Here is an 18,585-nt window from a genome sequence, read left to right as displayed (position 1 = left end):
GTATACATGATTCATGATACCTGCGGAGGTCGCGTGATCAGCAAGGGCGTCGGGCTCTTCCCCACCGAGCCCGTCGGGGTCATCCGGGACTACACACGGCTCGCCGAGACACTCGGCTACGACAACGTCTGGTTCGGCGACTCGCAGAACATCTGGCGCGAATCCTCGATCACGATGGGCGCCGCGGCCGTCGGCACCGAGCGGGTCGTGCTCGGCACCGGCGTCACCAACGCCGTGACCCGGCATCGATCCCTGCTCGCCTCGACCTGGGCGACTCTGGCGGAGTACACGGGCGGACGCGTGGCGCTGGGCATCGGCACCGGCGACTCCTCGCTGCGGACGATGGGACTGTCGCCTCTCAAACTGGCCCAGCTCGAGGAGGCCGTCGACGAACTGCGCCGGCTGTTCCGCGGAGAGGCCGTGCGCGAACCCGACAGCGGCGCGGAGTTCCGCCTCGGCTACCTGCGCGAGCCGGTGCGCGTGCCGATCTACATCGCGGCGTCGGCGCCGAAGATCCTGGAGCTGGCCGGCCGGATCGCCGACGGGGTGATCGTCCTGGTCGGGACGGCCCGCGAGTTCGTCGAGGCCGCCCTGGCGACGATCGAGAAGGGCGCCCGCGCCTCCGGCCGCACCCTTGACGACCTGCACATCGTGCTGTGGACGCCGACGGCCATCGCCGACGACCCGGTGCGGGCCCGCGACCTCACCCGCGCACACGTGGCGCGGGTCTGCATCCGCCCGCTGCCCGCACAGGTGGACCCGTCGTTGCAGGAGGCGATCGACCGCATCCGGGAGACCTACGACTACTACCACCACATGGACACCGAGGCCGACCACGCCGACCTGGTGCCCGACGAGCTGGTGGATCTGTTCGCCATGGCCGGCACTCCCGACGAGTGCCGCGCACGTGTCGCCGACGTCGCCAAGCTGGGGATCGACCAGATGTCGATCGTCCCGTTCGTGCGGCCGGGGGAGAGCAGGACGGCGACCATCCGGGCGTTCGCCGAGATCGTCGACGGCCTGGAACCGCGGGGCTAGTCCCCATGGCGGACCCGTATCCACCTCCAGGGGCGCCCGTACCAGGTGCCCCTCCGCCGTTGCGGCGCACTGCCACGCAGCCGCCGGCGCACCGCGAATCATCGGAGGCCTCGGCCCGCACCCGTCATCGCGACTGGTCCTGGCCGGTGCTTCTCCTGGCGCTCCTCGGCCTGGTGGCCGCGGTGGCGGCCCGCCGTATCCCTGCACGAGCCATCCCCCGAAAGCTCACACCCTCCTGCCGCGGGCCGGCGGAGTGAGGAGAGACGCATGAACAGAACGTCGCGCAGGCCACGCCGCCTCGTCGCACTCGCGGTGGCCACCCTGGCCATGGCCACCGCCACCGCCTGTGGAGGCGGCGGTGACGAGTCCGAATCCGGCAACGTCAAGGTCCGGGTGTCCGCCACGGACGTCGACAAGCTGCCCTTCATGGCGGTCCTCCAGCTCGCGATCAACAAGGGCTGGTTCAAGCAGCAGGGACTCGACGTGTCGATCTACTCGGGCGGCGGCGGTGGCAACACGCTCCGCGTCGTCACGAGCGGCGACGCCGACATCGCCATCGCGGGCGGAGCCTCGGTCGTGCTGGCGTCGAGCAAGCCGGCCGCCAACCTGAAGGTCATCGCGCCGTGGTTCCAGGTGAACGACTTCTCCTGGATCACCGCCAAGAACGGCGCGACCATCAACGGAGCCTCCCTCGGCTACTCGACCGCCGGCTCCTCCACCGAGCTGGTGCTCAAGGCCATGCAGGCCAAAGCGCCACAGGACGGGATCAAGGGGGTGTCGGTCGGCGCGATGGGCGACAACTGGACCGCCGCCAAGTCCGGCAAGATCACCGCGGGCTGGGCGATGCACCCGTTCATCACCCAGAAGCAGAAGACCGACGGCGCCCGCGTTCTCGTCCAGGCCCGCGACCTCATCGGCGACTTCCCGGCGGACATGGTCGCGGTCAACACCGGTTTCGCCAAGAAGCACTCCGCGGCCGTCAGCAAGTTCCTGCAGGTCGCCGACCAGGCGCTGCAGAGTGTCGCCCAGCAGCCCGACGTCGCGGGCAAGGAGCTCGGGCCGCTCGTGGGCGTGGACGAGGCGACCATGACGGACGCGCTGAAGCAGACGCCGGAGACGGCGAAGGCGTACTCGCTGAAGGTCGACCCGGCCGCCCTGAAGAACCTGTCGGACATGATGCGGGGCGCCGGCCAGATCAAGGCGCCGGTCGACTGGCCGAAGGTCCTCGACCAGCGGTACCTGCCCGCGGCCGACCGCGCCGGAAATCTTTCCTAGGGAGGTCCCAGGATGGCTACCGCGGGACTGAGACTGGACGGCGTCACCGTACGGTTCGACGCGAACGGCGATGACGAGCCCGTCACCGCCGTCGACGGGATCACACACGAGATCGGCGAGCATCGGTTCGTCTCGATCGTCGGCCCGAGCGGCTGCGGCAAGTCGACGCTGCTCAATGTGGTGGCCGGCCTGCAACGACCCACCTCGGGCACGGTCGAGATCAACGGCGCGCGGGTCACCGGCCCGGACCGCCGCACCGGCATGGTGTTCCAGGAGGACTCGACGCTGCCCTGGAAGACGGTGACGGAGAACGTCGTCTTCGGGATGCGCGTCCTCGGCGTCCCCAAGGGAGAGCGGGCCGCCCGTGCCCGCGAGATGGTGGAGCTCGTCGGGCTGCAGGGGTTCGAGTCCGCCTACCCGTCAATGCTGTCCGGCGGCATGCGCCAGCGCGTCGCCCTCGCACGGACGCTCGCCCAGCGGCCCTCGGTGCTGCTGATGGACGAGCCGTTCGCGGCACTGGACCAGCAGACACGGCTGCTGCTGGGCGCCGAGGTGCGCCGCATCTGGGGCCAGACGCAGCAGACGGTCCTGTTCGTCACGCACGACATGTCCGAGGCGCTGCTGATGTCGCAGCAGGTGTGGGTCATGTCGTACCGGCCCGGCCGGATCATCGACGTGATCGACGTGGACCTGCCCGACGACCGCGACGCGGGCGTCGTGTCCACGCCGCGGTTCAACGACCTGCGCAACCGGATCTGGGAGTCGCTGCAGAAGGAAGCGATGCGCGGATTCATGGCGGAGTCGGCGTGACGGGCCGCGTACGCGAGGCCGTGCGGCCGGCGGCGGCCGAGACGGTGCCGCCGGCCGCGCGGAGGCGCACCGTGCGTTTGCCGGGGCCCGCCGGCGCCTGGTCGACGGCCGGCCTCGTGGTGCTCGCCGTGGTCGTGTGGATCGCCGGCTCGGCGGCGTCTCTGTGGTCCGAGGCGACGCTGCCCAAACCGGGTTCGGTATGGACCGCGTTCACCGCGGCCGTGCGCACCGGCCAGTTCTGGGCGGACTGCGGAAGCACCGTCTGGGAGGTCGGCATGGCCTTCGCCGGCGGCGCCGTCCTGGGACTGGTCGTCGGCATCGTGTTCTGGAAGGCGCCGATCGCCGGGAAGATCTTCGAGCCGTACCTGGTGTCGTTCTACGCGGTCCCGATGGTGCTGTTCTACCCGGTCATGATCGTCCTCGTCGGCATCAACCAGTGGCCGGTGGTGATCCTCTCGACGGCCATGGCGTTCATCCCCATGGCGCTCAACACGTGGGTGGGGCTGCGCGGCATCCGGCCGGTCCACCTCAAGCTGGCCCGTTCCCTCGGCTGCGGCCGGCGCCAGACGCTGCTGCACATCGCGCTGCCCGCCGCCGCGCCGTTCCTGCTCGCCGGGCTCCGCCTCGCCGGCGTGTACGCGCTGATCGGCGCGATCGCGATGGAGTTCACCACGGCGTCCTCGGGGCTCGGCCACCGCATCCGCTACCTGTACGAGTCGTTCGACAACGCGACGATGGTGGCCTACATCCTCGTCGTCTTCGTGATCTCACTGGCGCTGACATCGGCGCTCGCGCTCCTCGAACGCGCCCTGCTCAAAGGGAGGTCCGGCTCATGACGACCCTGTCCCCGGCACGGAGGGCGTCCGCGCCGCCGGCCGTGGCGATCGGCTCGGTGCTCGTGCTCCTGGCCGCCGCCGTCCTCTGGTGGCTGCTGTCGAGGCTGACCTTCGCGATCCCCACGCCGGCGGCCAGCGTACGGGCGCTCGTGCACTCCTTCGGCGACCCCGACTACCTGGACGACCTGCGGGTCACCGGCATCGCGGCGCTGTCGGCCTTCGCCATCGGCACGATCGTCGGCGGCCTCATCGGGATCGGCCTGGGGCTGTCGCGCCGCGCCCGCACGTTCTTCGAACCGATGGTCATCGGGCTCAACGGCCTGCCGAAGATCGTGCTGTACCCGATGCTGCTGCCGGTATTCCACCTCGGCTACGGCTCCAAGATGGTCATGGGCGTGCTGTTCGCGCTCTTCCCCGTGCTGATCAACGTGGAGGCCGGCGTACGGGAGATCCCGCCGATCTACGGCAAGCTGGCCCGGTCGCTCCAGGCCTCCCGCCGGCAGTACGCGACCATGATCCTCCTGCCCGCCATCCGCAGGCCGCTGCTCACCGGCGTCCGGCTGGCGGTCTCGCTGGCGATGGTGGGCGTGGTGCTCTCGGAGTTCTTCGCCACCGACAAGGGGCTGGGGCGCGTGGTGCTCAGCGCGTACAGCGCCGGGGAGTACGCCACCATGATGGGCACGATCCTCCTGCTCCTCATCGTCTCCTTCGTGGTGTCCTTCGCCCTGTGGGAAGTCGAACGGCGGGTCAGGTGAGCGGCCATGTCGGCACCTCCGTCCCGCGCCGGGAGGACCGGCGTCTCCTGACCGGGCGCGGGCGGTACGTCGCGGACCTGGTCGACGTCACGACGCTGCACGCGGCGCTCGTGCGCTCCACCCAGGCGAGCGCGTCGATCCGGGTCGACGCGACGGCGGCGCGCGACCTGCCCGGCGTGCACCTGGTGCTCACCGGCGCCGACCTGGACGGGGTGCTCGGACCGATCGAGCCGCTGCACCGGCCGCACCCGGTCTTCGCCGAGGCGTTCGGGTTCCGCTGGACGCCGCGGCCGATCGACACTCTCGCGGTGGACCGGGTTCGCTACGTCGGCGAGCCGGTCGCGGTCGTCGTCGCCGACAGCCGCGCGCTCGCCGAGGACGCGATCGAGCTCGTGACCGTGGAGTACGAGCCGGGCCGTCCGGTCACGAGCATCGAGCAGGCGCTCGCCCCGGGTGCCCCACGGGTCCATCCGGACGTGTCGGGGAACGTCGCCGCGACGCTCGCCACCTCGTTCGGCGACGTGGAGGCGGCGCGTGAGCGGGCCGCGGTCGTGGTCCGCGAGACCTACCGGATGGGCCGGCACGGCGGCGTGCCGATCGAGTGCCGCGGCGTCCTGGCCCAGTGGGACCCGCTCGAAGGCCGGGTGCACGTGCGGACGTCCACGCAGGTTCCGCACGTCGTACGCGACGCGATCTGCGCCGCGACGGGCTGGCCGCGCTGGTCGGTACGGGTGACCGTGCCGGACGTCGGCGGCGGGTTCGGCCCGAAGGCGAACGTCTACCCGGAGGAGATCCTCGTCCCGTACCTGGCGCGGCGGCTCGGTCGCTCGGTCGCCTGGATCGAGGACCGCTCGGAGCACTTCGTCGCCACCGCGCAGGCGCGCGACCAGGTGCTCACCGCCGAGCTGGCGGTGGACGCCGACGGCTCGCTGCTGGCGCTGAGCGTCGACTTCGCCGCCGACCTCGGTGCGGGCAGCCTCTGGGTGGCCGGCATCGTCGCCAACACCGCGATCCATCTGCTGGGGCCCTACCGGCTGCCCGCCTACCGGGTCACCGGAAAGGCCGTCTACACCAACAAGACGACCGTCGCGCAGTACCGCGGCGCGGGCCGGCCGGAGGCGTGCTTCGCGCTCGAACGCAGCCTGGACGCCGCCGCCGACCGGCTCGGCATCGGCCGCGAGGAGATCCGGCGGCGAAACCTGCTCGGCGCCGTCGACCTGCCGTACGCCCGGCCGCTGCCGTACCGCGACGGTGTGCCGATCACCTATGACGGCGGCGACTACCGGAAGTGCCTGGACGCGTGCCTCGAACTGCTGCCGCGCGAGGCGGTCGCCGAGGCCGCCGCGCGGCACCCGGAACTCGCGGTCGGCCACGGCGTCGGCTGCTACATGGAGGCGACGGGCCGCGGTCCGCGCGAGTCGGCGCGGGTACGGCTGCTCAGCGACGGCCGGGTGGAGCTGTCCACCGGCGCCGCCTCCGCCGGGCAGTCGCACGAGACGACGCTCCCGCAGGCGGCGGCCGACGCGCTCGGGGTGAGCCTGGACCGCATCGTGTGGCATCCGTCGGACACGGACCGGCTGGCCGTCGGCGTCGGTACGTTCGCGAGCCGCACCGCCGTCGTCGCGGGCAACGCCGTGCGCGAGGTCTGCGTGCGGATGCGCGAACGCGCGGTGGTGCTCGCGGCCAAGATGCTCGGCCGTGACACCGCCGACCTGTCGTCCGGCCCGGAGGGGTTCACGGCCGTCTCGGGGGAGACGCTCACCTGGGAGCAGCTCGCGGGCGCGCTCGCCCTGGACGGGCGGCTGGCCGATGAGGGCGATCTGGACATCAGCGGCGTCTACGAGCCCTCGACCGTGACATGGACGATGGGGGCCCATGCCGCCATCGTCGGCGTCGAGCGCGCCACCGGACTGGTCCGGGTGCTGCGCTACGCCGTCGCGCACGAGGGCGGCGTGGAGATCAATCCCGCGGTCGTGGAGGGCCAGATCCGGGGCGGGGTCGCCCAGGGCATCGGGGGCGCCCTGCTGGAGTCCTTCCCGTACGGGCCGGACGGTCAGCCGCTGACCGCGACCTTCGCCGAGTACCTGCTGCCGGGCACCCTCGACGTCCCGCCGGTCGACATCGCCGCCCTGCACACCGACGCGACGCTCAACCCGCTGGGCGTCAAGGGCGTCGGGGAGAGCGGCACGATCGCGGTGTACGCGACGCTGGCGAGCGCGGTCGAGGACGCCGTACCGTCCCGGCGGACCGGCCTGACGGCGACGCCGCTGCGGCCGGCCGACGTCCATGCGATGTGCGGGGAGGACGCGCGGTGAAGCCGGCGCCGTTCCAGTACCGGCGTCCGCGGGACGTCGCCGAGGCCCTCGCCGACCTGCGTGCCGCCCCGGACGGCAAGCTGCTCGCGGGCGGCCAGAGCCTCCTCGCCGTGATGAACCTCCGGTTGTCGCGTCCGTCGCACCTGATCGACATCGGCCGGCTCGGCGAGCTGGACCGGATCTTCGACGACGAGGACTCGCTGATCGTGGGCGCGTTGTGCACCCACCGCAGGCTGGAGACCGACCCTCTCGTGCGGAGCCGTGCGCCGCTGCTGGCCGAGGCGGTCGGCCACGTCGGGCACATCTCGATCCGCAACCAGGGCACGGTCGGCGGGAGCGTCGCCCACGCGGACCCGGCCGCCGAACTCCCGGCGGCGCTCGTCGCGCTGGACGCCACGCTCTACGTCGACCGCCACGACCACCCGCGCCGTGAGGTCCCGGCGGAGGCGTTCTTCCTGTCCTTCTACACCACGGTTCTGGAGCCCGCCGAGATGCTGACGTGGATCCGCGTGCCGGCGCCGGAGCGCGGCACCACGTGGGGATTCGCGGAGATCGCGCGGCGGCGGGGCGACTTCGCGTCCGCCGGCGCGGCCGTCGTGCTGAGCCGCGAGGCGGACGTCGTACGACAGGCGCGGTGCGTGCTGTTCGGCGTGGCGGACCGTCCGATCCTTCTCGACACGGCCGGGCTGACGGGACGTTCGGTGACCGACGAGGCCGTCGAGGCCTACGCGGCGGACGCGACCCGTGACCTGGACCCGCCCGACGAGCCGGAACTGCGGCGGGCGCACGCACGGGTGTGCGTCACCCGCGCCCTGCGCGACGCCGCCCGGAGAGAGACATGAGCGAACGGAGTGAGCGGATCGACAACGCGCGCGTCCGGTCCTCTCCACCGGCGAAAGGAGGGGTCATGAGCGACGACCCGGACGGCGGTGTGCCGATCGACCTGGTGGTCAACGGCGTGACCCGCCGTGGTGCCGTGCCACCCCGTACGTCCCTCGCGGACTTCCTGCGCGACCATCTGGGCCTGACCGGCACGCACCTCGGCTGCGAGCACGGCGTGTGCGGCGCGTGCACCGTCCTGCTGGACGGCCGGAGCGTACGGTCGTGCCTGGTCCTGGCGGCCCAGGCGTCCGGCCGTTCGGTGCGGACCGTCGAAGGCCTGTCCGACGGCGATCCGCTGAACCCACTCCAGACCGCCCTGGCCGACCACCACGGCCTGCAGTGCGGCTTCTGCACCCCGGGGTTCCTCATGGTCGCGACGGAACTGCTCGCCGAGGGCCGTGACCTCGACGAGGACGAGGTACGCGAGCGTCTGTCGGGCAACGTGTGCCGGTGCACGGGTTACCAGGGGATCGTCGAGGCGGTACTCGAGGTCGCCCGGCGTGGCGCGCCCGGGCGTGACGACTCGGGCGTCCCTGGGCCACGCTGAGGGCGGCGACCCCGCGGAACCCGGCCCGGCGTCGGGCTCGCCGGCGTTCCGTGGCCGGGCCGGGTCAGCCCGGCACGACGGCCTCGGCCTCCACCGGGTTCTCGTGGCGGACGACGAGGTGGCCGTTCTCCAGGTTCACGTGGATGACGGCTCCGTCGTGGATGTCGCCGGTGAGCAGGGCGCGGCCGATGGGCGTCTCGACCTCGCGGGCGATGAAGCGGCGCAGCGGGCGGGCGCCGTACACCGGGTCGAACCCCTCGCGGGCGATGAAGGCGCGCGCCTCCGCGCTCACCTCCAGCATCGTGAGGCGTTCGGCGAGGCGCTCGCGCAGGTCGCCCAGCATCAGGTCCACGATCTGTTCGATCTCGGGCTGCGTCAGCGGTTTGAACAGCACGATGTCGTCGACCCGGTTGAGGAACTCCGGGCGGAAGTGTCCCCGCATCGCCGCCAGCACCGCCTCCCGCGTGTCCGGTTTGAGCTCGCCGTGGTCGGTGACACCCTCCAGCAGCAGCTCCGACCCGATGTTGGACGTCATGATCAGGATGGTGTTGCGGAAGTCGACCGTACGGCCCTGCGCGTCCGTCAGGCGGCCGTCGTCCAGGACCTGCAGCAGCGTGTTGAAGACGTCGGGGTGCGCCTTCTCGATCTCGTCGAGCAGCACGACCGAGTACGGCTTGCGGCGGACCGCCTCCGTCAGCTGGCCGCCCTCCTCGTACCCGATGTATCCGGGAGGCGCGCCGACCAGGCGGCTGACGGTGTGCCGCTCCTGGTACTCGCTCATGTCGAGACGCACCATGTTGTCCTCGGTGTCGAACAGCGCCTCGGCGAGCGCCTTGGCCAGCTCCGTCTTGCCGACGCCGGTCGGGCCGAGGAACACGAACGACCCGATCGGGCGCCGCGGGTCCTTGATGCCGGAGCGGGCGCGGATGATGGCGTCGGAGACGAGCCGCACGGCCTCGTCCTGGCCGATGACGCGCTCGTGGAGGATGTCCTCGAGCCGCAGCAGCTTCTCGCGTTCGCCCTCCTTGAGGCGGCTGACCGGGATGCCGGTCCAGCGGGCGACGATCGCGGCGATCTCGTCCTCGGTCACGACCTCGCGCAACAGCCGGTGCTCGCCCTGCTTGGCGAGCAGCCGCTCCTCTTCCGACCGCAGGCGGCGTTCGAGGTCCGGCAGCACGCCGTGGCGCAGCTCCGCGGCCCGGTTCAGGTCGTACTCGCGTTCGGCCTGGTCGGCGTCGCGGCGCACCTGCTCGATCTCCTGCCGCAGGTCCTGCAGGCGCCGCAGCGTGTGGCGCTCGGCCTCCCACTGCGCCCGCATCGCCTCCGCCTCCGACCGCAGCCCGTCCAGGTCGAGGCGCAGGTCCTCCAGCCGGGCGCGGCTCGCCGGATCCTCCTCCTTCTCCAGGGCCGCCGCCTCGATCTCCATCCGGGTGACGCGCCGGGTCAGCTCGTCCAGCTCGGCCGGCATGGAGTCGATCTCGGTACGGAGCTTGGCGCACGCCTCGTCCACCAGGTCGATGGCCTTGTCGGGCAGGAAGCGGTCGGAGATGTAGCGGTGACCGAGCACGACCGCGGCGACCAGCGCGGCATCCTGGATCTTCACGCCGTGGAAGACCTCCAGCCGCTCGCGCAGCCCGCGCAGGATGGAGATGGCGTCCTCCACGGAGGGTTCGTCCACCATGACCGGCTGGAACCGGCGCTCCAGCGCGGCGTCCTTCTCGATGTAGCGGCGGTACTCCTGCAGCGTCGTGGCGCCGATCATGTGCAGCTCACCGCGGGCGAGCATGGGCTTGAGCATGTTGCCCGCGTCCATGGACCCCTCGGTGGCGCCGGCGCCGACCACGTTGTGCAGCTCGTCCACGAACAGCAGGATCCGCCCCGCGGCGGCCTTGACCTCGTTCAGCACGGCCTGCATGCGTTCTTCGAACTCGCCCCGGTACTTCGCGCCCGCGACCAGGGCGCCCAGGTCCAGGTTGACCACGGTCCTGCCGCGCAGCCCCTCCGGCACGTCGCCGCGTTCGATGCGCTGCGCCAGGCCCTCGACGATCGCGGTCTTGCCGACGCCGGGATCGCCGACCAGCACGGGGTTGTTCTTGGTCTTGCGGGACAGGATCTGGATGACGCGGCGGATCTCGGTGTCACGTCCGATGACCGGGTCCAGCTTGCCCTCCCGCGCCTCGGCGACCAGGTCCCGCCCGTACTTCTCCAGCGCCTCGTACGCCGCCTCGGGGGTGGCGGAGGTGACCCGCTGGTTGCCCCGCACCGCGTTCACCGCCTCGGCGAACTTCTCCGGTGGCACCCCCGTGATCACGGCCTCGTCGATCAGCGCCATCAGCAGGTGCTCGACCGACACGTAGTCGTCCCTGAGCCTCCGCGCCTCCTCGAACGACTTCTCCAGCACCCGCCCGAGCCGGCGGGTGACGTGCACCTGCTCGGGGGTCGCTCCGGGACCGGCGACCCGGGGACGCCTGCCGAGCAGGCTCTCCATCTCGCTCCTCAGCAGGCCGGGGTCGACGTTGGCCTGTTCCAGCAGGCGTGACGCGAGACCGTCGGGCTGGTCGATCAACGCCACGGCCAGGTGCTCGGCGTCGACGTCGCTGTGTCCTTTCTCGACCGCGTGGGTCTGGGCGGCCTTCAGGGCCTGCTGTGACTTCTCGGTCAGCTTGTTGATGTCCATGTTCGGTCTCCCAGACGTCTCGAACGATGCTGCATGGCCGACTCCAGCGCGGCGATGCGGTCGAGCAGCTCACACACCAGGCCGATGGAGGCGTAGTTGAGGGGGAACGCGGAGCGCAGCCGGCGGATACGGCCGACCGCGGCGATCTGCGCGGGCATGAACCACAGCTCCCCGCAGGCGTCCTGCTCGGCCTCGATCAGGTCCAGGGCGACGAGCCGGCGGATCAGGTCGGGATGGGTGCCGCACAGCCGGGCGAAGGAGTCCAGGTCCAGGCGTAGTGGTCGCATCAGCGCGTAGGTCATCGCCGCTCCCGGGGATCGAAGGTGGACGCGGCGGCGAGCCGTTCGAACAGCCGCCGCTCCTCGTCGGTCGGCCGCGGAGGCACCACGATCTGGATCTCGGCGAACAGGTCACCGGCCGCGCCGCGCGGGTTCGGCAGCCCGCGCCCCCGCAGCCGCAGCCGCCGGCCCGACGAGCTTCCGGGCGGGACCTTGACCTTGGCGTCGCCGCCGGGAGTCTCCAGCGGTACGGTCGTGCCCAGCGCGGCCTCCCAGGGGGCGACCGGCAGCCGGAGGAAGATGTCGCGGCCCTCGACGCGGTAGCGCTCGTCGGGCCGGATGGAGACCACCAGGTACAGGTCGCCGGCCGGCCCGCCGTCCATCCCGCGGCCGCCCTGACCGGCCAGGCGGATTCGCTGCCCGTCGGTGACCCCGGCGGGGATGTTCACCTCCACCGTCCGGGTGCCCTCCGGCCCGGAGATCGTCAGTTTTCGGCGCGTGCCGTGGTAGGCCTCCACGACCGACAACTCGACCTGGGCCTCCTGGTCCGCGCCCGGCATCGGCCCCCAGCCGCCGCCGTACGGCGTCCGCCGGGCGCCCGCGCCGCGCCGGGCGAAGACGTCCCCGAACAGGTCCTCGAAGTCGACCCCGCCGAACCCCTCGAACCCGCCGCCGGCTCCGGTGCCGGTACGGGCCCGGCCGGCTCCGGCACGGGCGCGCGCCCAGGTCTCGGGATCGACGTCCTCGGGAACCCGGCGGAAGTCGGCGCCGAACGCGTCGTAGCGTTTGCGCTGCTCGGGGTCGGACAACACCGAGTACGCCTCGGAGGCGTCCTTGAACCGCTCCTCGGCCTCGGGGGACTTGTTGACGTCGGGGTGGTACTGCCGGGCGAGCTTGCGATAGGCGCGCTGGATCTCGTCCTGGCTCGCGGTCCGCGACACCCCCAGATCGGCATAGAAGTCACGAGGCGGGGCCATCGGACCGTCCCTTGGCGACCACCACCTGCGCCGGTCGCAGCTGCCGCGGTCCCTCGCCGTACCCCGGCAGCGCCACCCCGACCACGGTCCCTTCGGGCGCGTCGGTGCCGGCCAGGGTGCTCACCGCCTCGTGCCGGAACGGATCGAACGGCACGCCGACGTCGTCCTGGCGCGGGTAGCCGAGGCGCGCGATCACGTCGCGGGCCTGGTCGAGGACGGCACGGACGCCCTGGATGACGGCGCCGGGCTCGGCGTCGGCGTGTTCGAGGGCGCGTTCGAGGTTGTCCAGGACCGGCAGCCACTGCGCGGCCGTACGGGCGCGCTCGGCGTCGCGCTCCTCGTCCAGGGCGCGAACGGTGCGCTTGCGGTAGTTGTCCAGGTCCGCGAGCGCCCTCCGCCACCGGTCCTCCAGCTCCGCGACCTTCGCCGCGATGTCCTCCCCGGCCTCATCGGCGGCCGCGACCGGCTCGGCCGGGCCGCGACCGGCTCGATCGGCCGGTCCGGCCTCTTCGGCCGGCGCCTGGGTGGGCGGACCGGCGGGGTCCGGGGGCCAGGTGCGCGGCTCGCGCGGACGCCCGGTCTCGCCGCCGCCTGCCGTCTCACTCATCGGTGGTGAACTCCGCGTCGATCACGTCCTCGCCGCCGCCGGGCGGCGGCCGTCCCGGCCCACCGGGGCCTCCGGGACCGCCCGGTCCGCCAGGTTCCCCGGGCCCTCCGGGCCCGCCAGGTCCGCCCGGGCCGCCGGCGGCGCCGATGGCGGACAGACCGTGGTAGACCTGCTGGAGCTCGGTGGTCAGGGAACGGAGCCGGTCGATCGGCGCCTCTTCCTTGATCGCCTGGCGGGCGTCGTTGATGAGCATCTGCGCCCGTGCCCGTTCGTGCTCGGGCACCCGATCGCCGAACTCGCCCAGCCGCCGCTCCACCTGGTAGGCGACCGAGTCGAGGGTGTTGCGGGCGTCGATGGTCTCCTTGATCCGGGCGTCCTCGTTGCGGTGCGCCTCGGCGTCCCGGATCATCCGGTCGATCTCCGAGGGATCCAGATTGGTGCTCTCGCTGATCGTGATCGCCTGCTGGGCGCCGGTGTCCTTGTCCCGCGCCGAGACGTTCAAGATCCCGTTGGCGTCCACATCGAAGGTCACCTCGATCTGCGGCTCTCCCCGCGGAGCCGGACGGATGTTCTCCAGCCGGAACCGGCCCAGCGTCCGGTTGTCCGCCGCACGCTCGCGCTCGCCCTGCAGGACCACCACGTCCACCGCCGTCTGGTTGTCCTCGGCGGTGGAGAACGTCTCGCTGCGCCGCGCCGGGATCGTGGTGTTGCGGTCGATGGTCTTGGTCATCACCCCGCCCAGGGTCTCCAGGCCCAGCGACAGCGGTGTGACGTCGAGCAGCACGACGTCCTCGACCTCGCCCTTGAGCACCCCGGCCTGGATGGCCGCGCCGATCGCGACCACCTCGTCGGGGTTGACCGTCATGTTCGGCTCCTTGCCGCCGGTCAGCCGCCGTACCAGGGCCTGGACCGCCGGGATCCGCGTCGACCCGCCGACCAGGATCACCTCGTCGATGTCGTCGGCGGTGATCTTCGCGTCGCCCATCGCCTGCCGCATCGGGCCCTCGCACCGCGCCAGCTGATCCGCGATCAGCTGCTCGAACGTCGAGCGCATCAACGTGGTGTTCAGGTGCTTGGGACCGGAGGCGTCCGCGGTGACGAACGGCAGGTTGATCGTCGTCTGCGTCACCGAGGACAGCTCGACCTTCGCCTTCTCGGCCGCCTCGAACAGCCGCTGCAGCGCCTGCGGATCATCCCGCAGGTCGATCCCGGTGTCGCGCTTGAACTCATCCGCCAGGTGATCCACGATCCGGCGGTCGAAGTCGTCCCCGCCGAGGTGCCCGTCGCCGGAGGTGGCCCGGACCTCCACGACGCCGTCCCCGACGTCGAGGATGCTCACGTCGAAGGTCCCGCCGCCCAGGTCGAACACCAGGACCGTCTCGTTGCCCTTCTTGTCCAGCCCGTAGGCGAGCGCGGCGGCGGTCGGCTCGTTGATGATCCGCAGCACCTCCAGCCCCGCGATCCGCCCCGCGTCCCGGGTGGCGTGCCGCTGGGCGTCGTTGAAGTACGCCGGGACCGTGATGACCGCCTCGGTCACCCGTTCACCCAGGAACTTGCCCGCGTCATCGGCCAGCTTCCGCAGGATCAGGGCGGAGATCTCCTCCGGCGCGTACTGCTTGCCCCCCACCTGGAACCGCACCGCGCCGTCCGGCCCCGCGACGACGTCGAACGTCACCGCGGTCAGCTCACTGGCCACCTCGTCGAACCGCCGCCCGATGAACCGCTTGGCCGAATAGATCGTCCCCTTCGGGTTCAGGATCGCCTGACGGCGCGCCAGCTGTCCCACCAGCCGTTCGCCCTCGGGCGTGAACGCCACCACCGACGGCGTGGTCCGCGACCCCTCACTGTTCGGCACCACCGACGCATGGCCTTCCACCATCGCCGCGATCACCGAGTTCGTCGTCCCCAGATCGATCCCCGCCGCCTTCGGCATGACCCACCTCCGTACTGTCCGACCTGCCGCGGTTCGCGCACCGGACCGGGGGCTCGCCCGCTGCCGAGCCGCTCGGCTCCCGGGGCCGGGACGCCCGTCCCGCGGCCGGTCCTGACGTCGGCCCGTGTCTCCTCCATCGACACTCGCCGTCCGCGCGGCCCGGCGCATCCTCAACCTTGGTAGGGCTCGGACGAGGAAGCGGCGACGAGGCCCCGGCGAAGCCGTGATCCCGGTGGCCCTCTTCGTTTGCGCCGCGGAGGCCCGGGGGAGGGGCCGTTATAGCGGTCTGGGGACGCGGTCGTAATCCCAAGGAACGGGGCACCGGGATGACTCAGACGGGATATTCATCGTTCGACACCACGCTGCACAAGACGAACCGCATGCTGCGGCAGATCGAAGAGTCGTGCGGCTGGCCGAAGGAGCGCCGGAACCAGTCCTACGGCGCCCTGCGCGCGGTGCTGCACGCGGTTCGCGATCGCCTGACGGTCGACGAGACGGCGCACTTCGCCGCTCAGCTGCCACTGCTGGTCCGGGGCCTCTACTACGACGGGTGGCATCCGAGCGAGGTGCCCGTGAAGATGCACCGCGAGGACTTCCTCGACCACATTCGCCGTGAGATGCCGCCGTGCGAGGTGGAAGGCGGCACCGAGAAGCTCGTGAGCTCGGTGACACAGGCGCTGCGCCTCTACGTCACCGACGGAGAGTGGCAGGGCATCAAGGCCGAACTGCCCAAGGACCTGGCGGAGATGCTGCCCTGAGAGCGCCGGGCGGCTTAGGATTCCGCCACGGCCTGCGCGGCGCGGTGGCGCACTACCCGGATTAGGGATGTCGCGCCGGACCGCGGCGCATAGCGTCCCAGGCGTGGCGATCCGGCAGAGCGAGGGTCACTGACGAACCGCCGCAGGGAGCCGAACGCGCCGTCCCCGCCGCCGGGCGGGGAGGACGCACTTCGTACCGTGCAGGCCGGAGAGGCGCGAGCGTCCGCTCGCCGCGTCACCGGCGGTTCCGCTGAGTGGGCGCTGGGTGGGCATGGAATACTCCGAGTTCCTGCAGATCACGCAGAGCGAGGCCGGGGGCGACGCCGGGGAGGCCGAACGCGCCGCGCGGGCGGTCCTGACGACACTGGCCGAACGCCTCTCGCGCGAGAACGCCGATGCCCTGATCCCGCACCTCCCCGACGAGATCAGGCCCTGGCTGCGCACCGAGCGTTCCGCCGAGCGCTTCGCCGTCGCCGAGTTCCTCCGCCGCGTCGCCGAACGCGAGGGTGTGGACACCGAGTCGGCCGAACGTGACGTCCGCGCCGTCGCCGTCGCCCTCCGTGAGGCGGTCGGGAACGAGGACTACGCCGGCCTGGCGACCCGGCTCCCGCCGGACTACACGATGCTGCTGCCCCCGCCCTGAGCGACCGCCCGGAACCCATGTGCGGGTCCCGGGCGGTCGGTGACGCTCGGCAGAACCGTCACAGGCGCCGGCGGAGGAACTCCTTGCCCTGCTCCGCGCCCTTGCGGCTCTCGGCCTGGGCGCGGCGGAACAGGTCGGCCAGTTCGGAGTCGCCCGACCGGTCGGCGTCGGCGATGTAGGTCTCCAGCCGTAGCGCGTTCTTCAGGCACGTCTCGGTGAACCAGAGCAGGTTGTAGTCCTTGTCCTGGGTTCCGGTGATCTGCCCGGTCTCCTCGTTGCGCACAGTCATGAGCGCCCCCTGTCAGCTGTTCGCGTTCCGCCATCATCGGCGTACTGCTCCACTACCCGCCTTGACCTGGGCATAGTCGGGCGGGACTCGGCGGGCTTCAGCCCTCGCCGGGCGCTCCGTGCGGCGTTTCGCCGCCGGCCGGCAGCGGCGTGTGCGGGTAGTGCAGGTCGAACGCCGGCCGGTCGGACCGGATACGGGGGATCTCCTGGAAGTTGTGGCGCGGCGGCGGGGACGAGGTGGCCCACTCCAGCGAGTTGCCGTACCCCCAGGGGTCGTCGGCCATGATCTTCGGCGAGTTCCGGGCGGTCCAGTAGACGTTGTAGATGAACACCAGCGTGGACAGGCCGAGCAGGAACGCCCCCGCGCTGGACACGGCGTTCAGCGTCGCGAACGGGCTCCAGTAGTCGGGGACGCGCCGTTGCATGCCTTCCGCGCCGAGCCAGTGCTGGACGAGGAACGTCATGTGGAAGCCGATGAACAGCATCCAGAAGTGGATCTTGCCGAGCCGGTCGTTCAGCATCCGGCCCGTCATCTTCGGCCACCAGAAGTAGAACCCGGCGAACATGGCGAACACCACGGTGCCGAACAGCACGTAGTGGAAGTGCGCGACGACGAAGTAGCTGTCGGTGGCGTGGAAGTCGAGTGCGGGCGAGGCGAGGATCACGCCGGTCAGCCCGCCGAACAGGAAGGTCACGAGGAACCCGATCGCCCACAGCATCGGCGACTCGAACGTCAGGTGCCCGCGCCACATCGTGCCCGTCCAGTTGAAGAACTTCACCCCCGTCGGGATCGCGATCAGGAACGACATGAAGGAGAAGAAGGGCAGCAGCACCTGGCCGGTGGCGAACATGTGGTGCGCCCACACCGTGGCCGACAGGCCCGTGATCGCGACGGTCGCGCCGACCATGCCGACGTAGCCGAACAGCGGTTTGCGGGAGAACACCGGGATGATCTCGGTGACGATGCCGAAGAACGGCAGCGCGACGATGTAGACCTCGGGGTGGCCGAAGAACCAGAACAGGTGCTGCCAGATCATCGCCCCGTACGAGCTGGCGTCGTACACGTGCGCGCCGAGCTTGCGGTCGGCCTCCAGCACCAGCAGCGCCGCGGCCAGCACGGGGAAGGCAAGGAGCACCAGGATGCCGGTGAAGAGGATGTTCCACGTGAAGATCGGCATCCGGAACATCGTCATCCCCGGCGCGCGCATGGCGACGATGGTCGTCATGAAGTTGACCGAGGTCAGGATCGTGCCCAGGCCGGACAGCACCAAGCCCATGATCCACAGGTCTCCGCCGCCGCCGGGCGAGTGGACCGAGTCGCTGAGCGGTGTGTAGGCGGTCCAGCCGAAGCTCGCCGGGCCGTCCGGAACGAGCATCGACGCCACCACCATGATCCCGCCGAACAGGAACAGCCAGTAGCCGAGGGCGTTCATCCGGGGGAAGGCGACGTCGGGCGCCCCGATCTGCAGCGGCACCAGGAAGTTGGCGAACCCGCCGAACAGCGGCGTCGCGAACAGCAGCAGCATGAGCGTGCCGTGCATGGTGAACAGGGTGTTGTACCGGTTCGCGCCGACGAACTGCATTCCCGGCTCGGCGAGCTCGGCCCGGATGATCATGGCGAGCAGGCCGGCGATGAGGAAGAAGCCGAACGCCGTCGTCAGGTACAGGTAACCGATCACCTTGTGATCGGTCGTGGTGAGCACGGAGACGACGGCTCCGCCGCGGGCACGCGGGGGTCGCTCCGGAGCGGTCGGTGGTGTACGCCCCGTAAGTACCATGACGGTCTCCAGTGCCGTCCGGCATCGCCATCCCCAGCCGTTCCCGCTGCGTGCGGCGGCCAACCGCGTCACGTCCTCCCAGGCCGGGAGCGTCGTCGTGATCCGCGTCCGGGGCGGCTTGCCCAAGTTTTACCCCGCGCCCTTGAACCGGCGGAGCCGAAGAGGTCCGCTGGTAAGAGGACGTACAT

At 71.3% G+C, this 18,585-nt stretch carries 17 protein-coding genes; 10 read left to right on the top strand and 7 right to left on the bottom strand.

Annotation, left to right across the window (positions count from 1 at the left end; all coding sequences use genetic code 11):
- The first annotated feature begins 33 nt into the window (after positions 1 to 33).
- From OG417_RS33535 to OG417_RS33500, 8 genes are all read left to right on the top strand, one after another.
- Positions 34 to 1,038, top strand: a complete 1,005-nt coding sequence (locus OG417_RS33535) for an LLM class flavin-dependent oxidoreductase (RefSeq protein WP_329237155.1) — start codon at positions 34 to 36, stop codon at positions 1,036 to 1,038.
- Positions 1,039 to 1,305: 267 nt separating this feature from the next.
- Complete coding sequence (locus OG417_RS33530; RefSeq protein WP_329237152.1) at positions 1,306 to 2,313, top strand: ABC transporter substrate-binding protein; 1,008 nt, start codon at positions 1,306 to 1,308, stop codon at positions 2,311 to 2,313.
- A 12-nt stretch (positions 2,314 to 2,325) separates the two neighbouring features.
- Positions 2,326 to 3,123 (top strand): ABC transporter ATP-binding protein, encoded by a 798-nt coding sequence (locus OG417_RS33525; RefSeq protein WP_329237149.1) that lies wholly within the window; start codon positions 2,326 to 2,328, stop codon positions 3,121 to 3,123.
- The gene (locus tag OG417_RS33520; protein ID WP_329237146.1) at positions 3,120 to 3,959 is read left to right on the top strand and encodes an ABC transporter permease; all 840 of its coding nucleotides are present in this window, start codon (positions 3,120 to 3,122) and stop codon (positions 3,957 to 3,959) included. Before OG417_RS33525 ends, OG417_RS33520 begins: the two co-directional genes overlap by 4 nt.
- Positions 3,956 to 4,714, top strand: coding sequence for an ABC transporter permease (locus OG417_RS33515; RefSeq protein ID WP_329237143.1), 759 nt, complete (start codon positions 3,956 to 3,958; stop codon positions 4,712 to 4,714). Before OG417_RS33520 ends, OG417_RS33515 begins: the two co-directional genes overlap by 4 nt.
- The gene (locus OG417_RS33510) at positions 4,711 to 7,029 is read left to right on the top strand and encodes a xanthine dehydrogenase family protein molybdopterin-binding subunit (RefSeq protein ID WP_329237140.1); all 2,319 of its coding nucleotides are present in this window, start codon (positions 4,711 to 4,713) and stop codon (positions 7,027 to 7,029) included. The genes OG417_RS33515 and OG417_RS33510 overlap by 4 nt, the downstream gene beginning before the upstream one ends.
- Positions 7,026 to 7,871, top strand: a complete 846-nt coding sequence (locus OG417_RS33505; protein WP_329237137.1) for an FAD binding domain-containing protein — start codon at positions 7,026 to 7,028, stop codon at positions 7,869 to 7,871. Before OG417_RS33510 ends, OG417_RS33505 begins: the two co-directional genes overlap by 4 nt.
- Positions 7,872 to 7,936: 65 nt before the next feature.
- Entirely contained in the window at positions 7,937 to 8,458 is a 522-nt protein-coding gene (locus tag OG417_RS33500) for a (2Fe-2S)-binding protein (RefSeq protein ID WP_329237134.1), read from the top strand.
- A gap of 64 nt (positions 8,459 to 8,522) precedes the next feature.
- Here the strand turns inward: OG417_RS33500 and clpB are convergent, their stop codons facing one another.
- The 5 genes from clpB to dnaK are packed head-to-tail and all read right to left on the bottom strand — an operon-like array spanning position 8,523 to position 14,930.
- The gene (gene clpB, locus OG417_RS33495) at positions 8,523 to 11,135 is read right to left on the bottom strand and encodes an ATP-dependent chaperone ClpB (RefSeq protein WP_329237130.1); all 2,613 of its coding nucleotides are present in this window, start codon (positions 11,133 to 11,135) and stop codon (positions 8,523 to 8,525) included.
- Positions 11,117 to 11,437 (bottom strand): chaperone modulator CbpM, encoded by a 321-nt coding sequence (locus tag OG417_RS33490; protein ID WP_329237127.1) that lies wholly within the window; start codon positions 11,435 to 11,437, stop codon positions 11,117 to 11,119. The genes clpB and OG417_RS33490 overlap by 19 nt, the downstream gene beginning before the upstream one ends.
- Positions 11,434 to 12,390, bottom strand: coding sequence for a DnaJ C-terminal domain-containing protein (locus tag OG417_RS33485; protein ID WP_329237125.1), 957 nt, complete (start codon positions 12,388 to 12,390; stop codon positions 11,434 to 11,436). Before OG417_RS33485 ends, OG417_RS33490 begins: the two co-directional genes overlap by 4 nt.
- A complete protein-coding gene (locus tag OG417_RS33480) occupies positions 12,374 to 12,997 on the bottom strand; it encodes a nucleotide exchange factor GrpE (protein WP_329237122.1) in 624 nt (207 codons plus the stop codon). Before OG417_RS33480 ends, OG417_RS33485 begins: the two co-directional genes overlap by 17 nt.
- Positions 12,990 to 14,930, bottom strand: a complete 1,941-nt coding sequence (dnaK, locus tag OG417_RS33475; protein ID WP_329237119.1) for a molecular chaperone DnaK — start codon at positions 14,928 to 14,930, stop codon at positions 12,990 to 12,992. The genes OG417_RS33480 and dnaK overlap by 8 nt, the downstream gene beginning before the upstream one ends.
- A gap of 326 nt (positions 14,931 to 15,256) precedes the next feature.
- Here dnaK and OG417_RS33470 point away from each other — a divergent pair, with 326 nt between their 5' ends.
- A complete protein-coding gene (locus OG417_RS33470; protein ID WP_329237117.1) occupies positions 15,257 to 15,688 on the top strand; it encodes a DUF2267 domain-containing protein in 432 nt (143 codons plus the stop codon).
- Between the two features lie 271 nt (positions 15,689 to 15,959).
- Positions 15,960 to 16,331 (top strand): DUF2267 domain-containing protein, encoded by a 372-nt coding sequence (locus tag OG417_RS33465; RefSeq protein WP_329237114.1) that lies wholly within the window; start codon positions 15,960 to 15,962, stop codon positions 16,329 to 16,331.
- A gap of 58 nt (positions 16,332 to 16,389) precedes the next feature.
- Here the strand turns inward: OG417_RS33465 and OG417_RS33460 are convergent, their stop codons facing one another.
- Together OG417_RS33460 and ctaD are read right to left on the bottom strand one after the other, a co-directional pair.
- Entirely contained in the window at positions 16,390 to 16,620 is a 231-nt protein-coding gene (locus tag OG417_RS33460) for a hypothetical protein (RefSeq protein ID WP_329237112.1), read from the bottom strand.
- Positions 16,621 to 16,717: 97 nt separating this feature from the next.
- Positions 16,718 to 18,397, bottom strand: a complete 1,680-nt coding sequence (gene ctaD, locus OG417_RS33455) for an aa3-type cytochrome oxidase subunit I (protein WP_329237109.1) — start codon at positions 18,395 to 18,397, stop codon at positions 16,718 to 16,720.
- Positions 18,398 to 18,585: the final 188 nt, after the last annotated feature.

This window comes from Actinoallomurus sp. NBC_01490 (genome assembly GCF_036227085.1).
Taxonomy (GTDB): domain Bacteria; phylum Actinomycetota; class Actinomycetes; order Streptosporangiales; family Streptosporangiaceae; genus Actinoallomurus; species Actinoallomurus oryzae.
The sequence above is the reverse complement of the archived record's forward strand: the minus strand, read 5'-3'. Positions and strand labels throughout refer to the sequence as shown.

Coding starts and splice junctions, on each gene's coding strand:
- OG417_RS33530 (WP_329237152.1), top strand. CDS start 1,306: ATGAACAGAACGTCGCGCAGGCCACGCCGCCTCGTCGCACTCGCGGTG.
- OG417_RS33525 (WP_329237149.1), top strand. CDS start 2,326: ATGGCTACCGCGGGACTGAGACTGGACGGCGTCACCGTACGGTTCGAC.
- OG417_RS33515 (WP_329237143.1), top strand. CDS start 3,956: ATGACGACCCTGTCCCCGGCACGGAGGGCGTCCGCGCCGCCGGCCGTG.
- OG417_RS33500 (WP_329237134.1), top strand. CDS start 7,937: ATGAGCGACGACCCGGACGGCGGTGTGCCGATCGACCTGGTGGTCAAC.
- clpB (WP_329237130.1), bottom strand. CDS start 11,135: ATGGACATCAACAAGCTGACCGAGAAGTCACAGCAGGCCCTGAAGGCC.
- OG417_RS33490 (WP_329237127.1), bottom strand. CDS start 11,437: ATGACCTACGCGCTGATGCGACCACTACGCCTGGACCTGGACTCCTTC.
- OG417_RS33485 (WP_329237125.1), bottom strand. CDS start 12,390: ATGGCCCCGCCTCGTGACTTCTATGCCGATCTGGGGGTGTCGCGGACC.
- OG417_RS33480 (WP_329237122.1), bottom strand. CDS start 12,997: ATGAGTGAGACGGCAGGCGGCGGCGAGACCGGGCGTCCGCGCGAGCCG.
- dnaK (WP_329237119.1), bottom strand. CDS start 14,930: ATGCCGAAGGCGGCGGGGATCGATCTGGGGACGACGAACTCGGTGATC.
- OG417_RS33470 (WP_329237117.1), top strand. CDS start 15,257: ATGACTCAGACGGGATATTCATCGTTCGACACCACGCTGCACAAGACG.
- OG417_RS33465 (WP_329237114.1), top strand. CDS start 15,960: ATGGAATACTCCGAGTTCCTGCAGATCACGCAGAGCGAGGCCGGGGGC.
- OG417_RS33460 (WP_329237112.1), bottom strand. CDS start 16,620: ATGACTGTGCGCAACGAGGAGACCGGGCAGATCACCGGAACCCAGGAC.
- ctaD (WP_329237109.1), bottom strand. CDS start 18,397: ATGGTACTTACGGGGCGTACACCACCGACCGCTCCGGAGCGACCCCCG.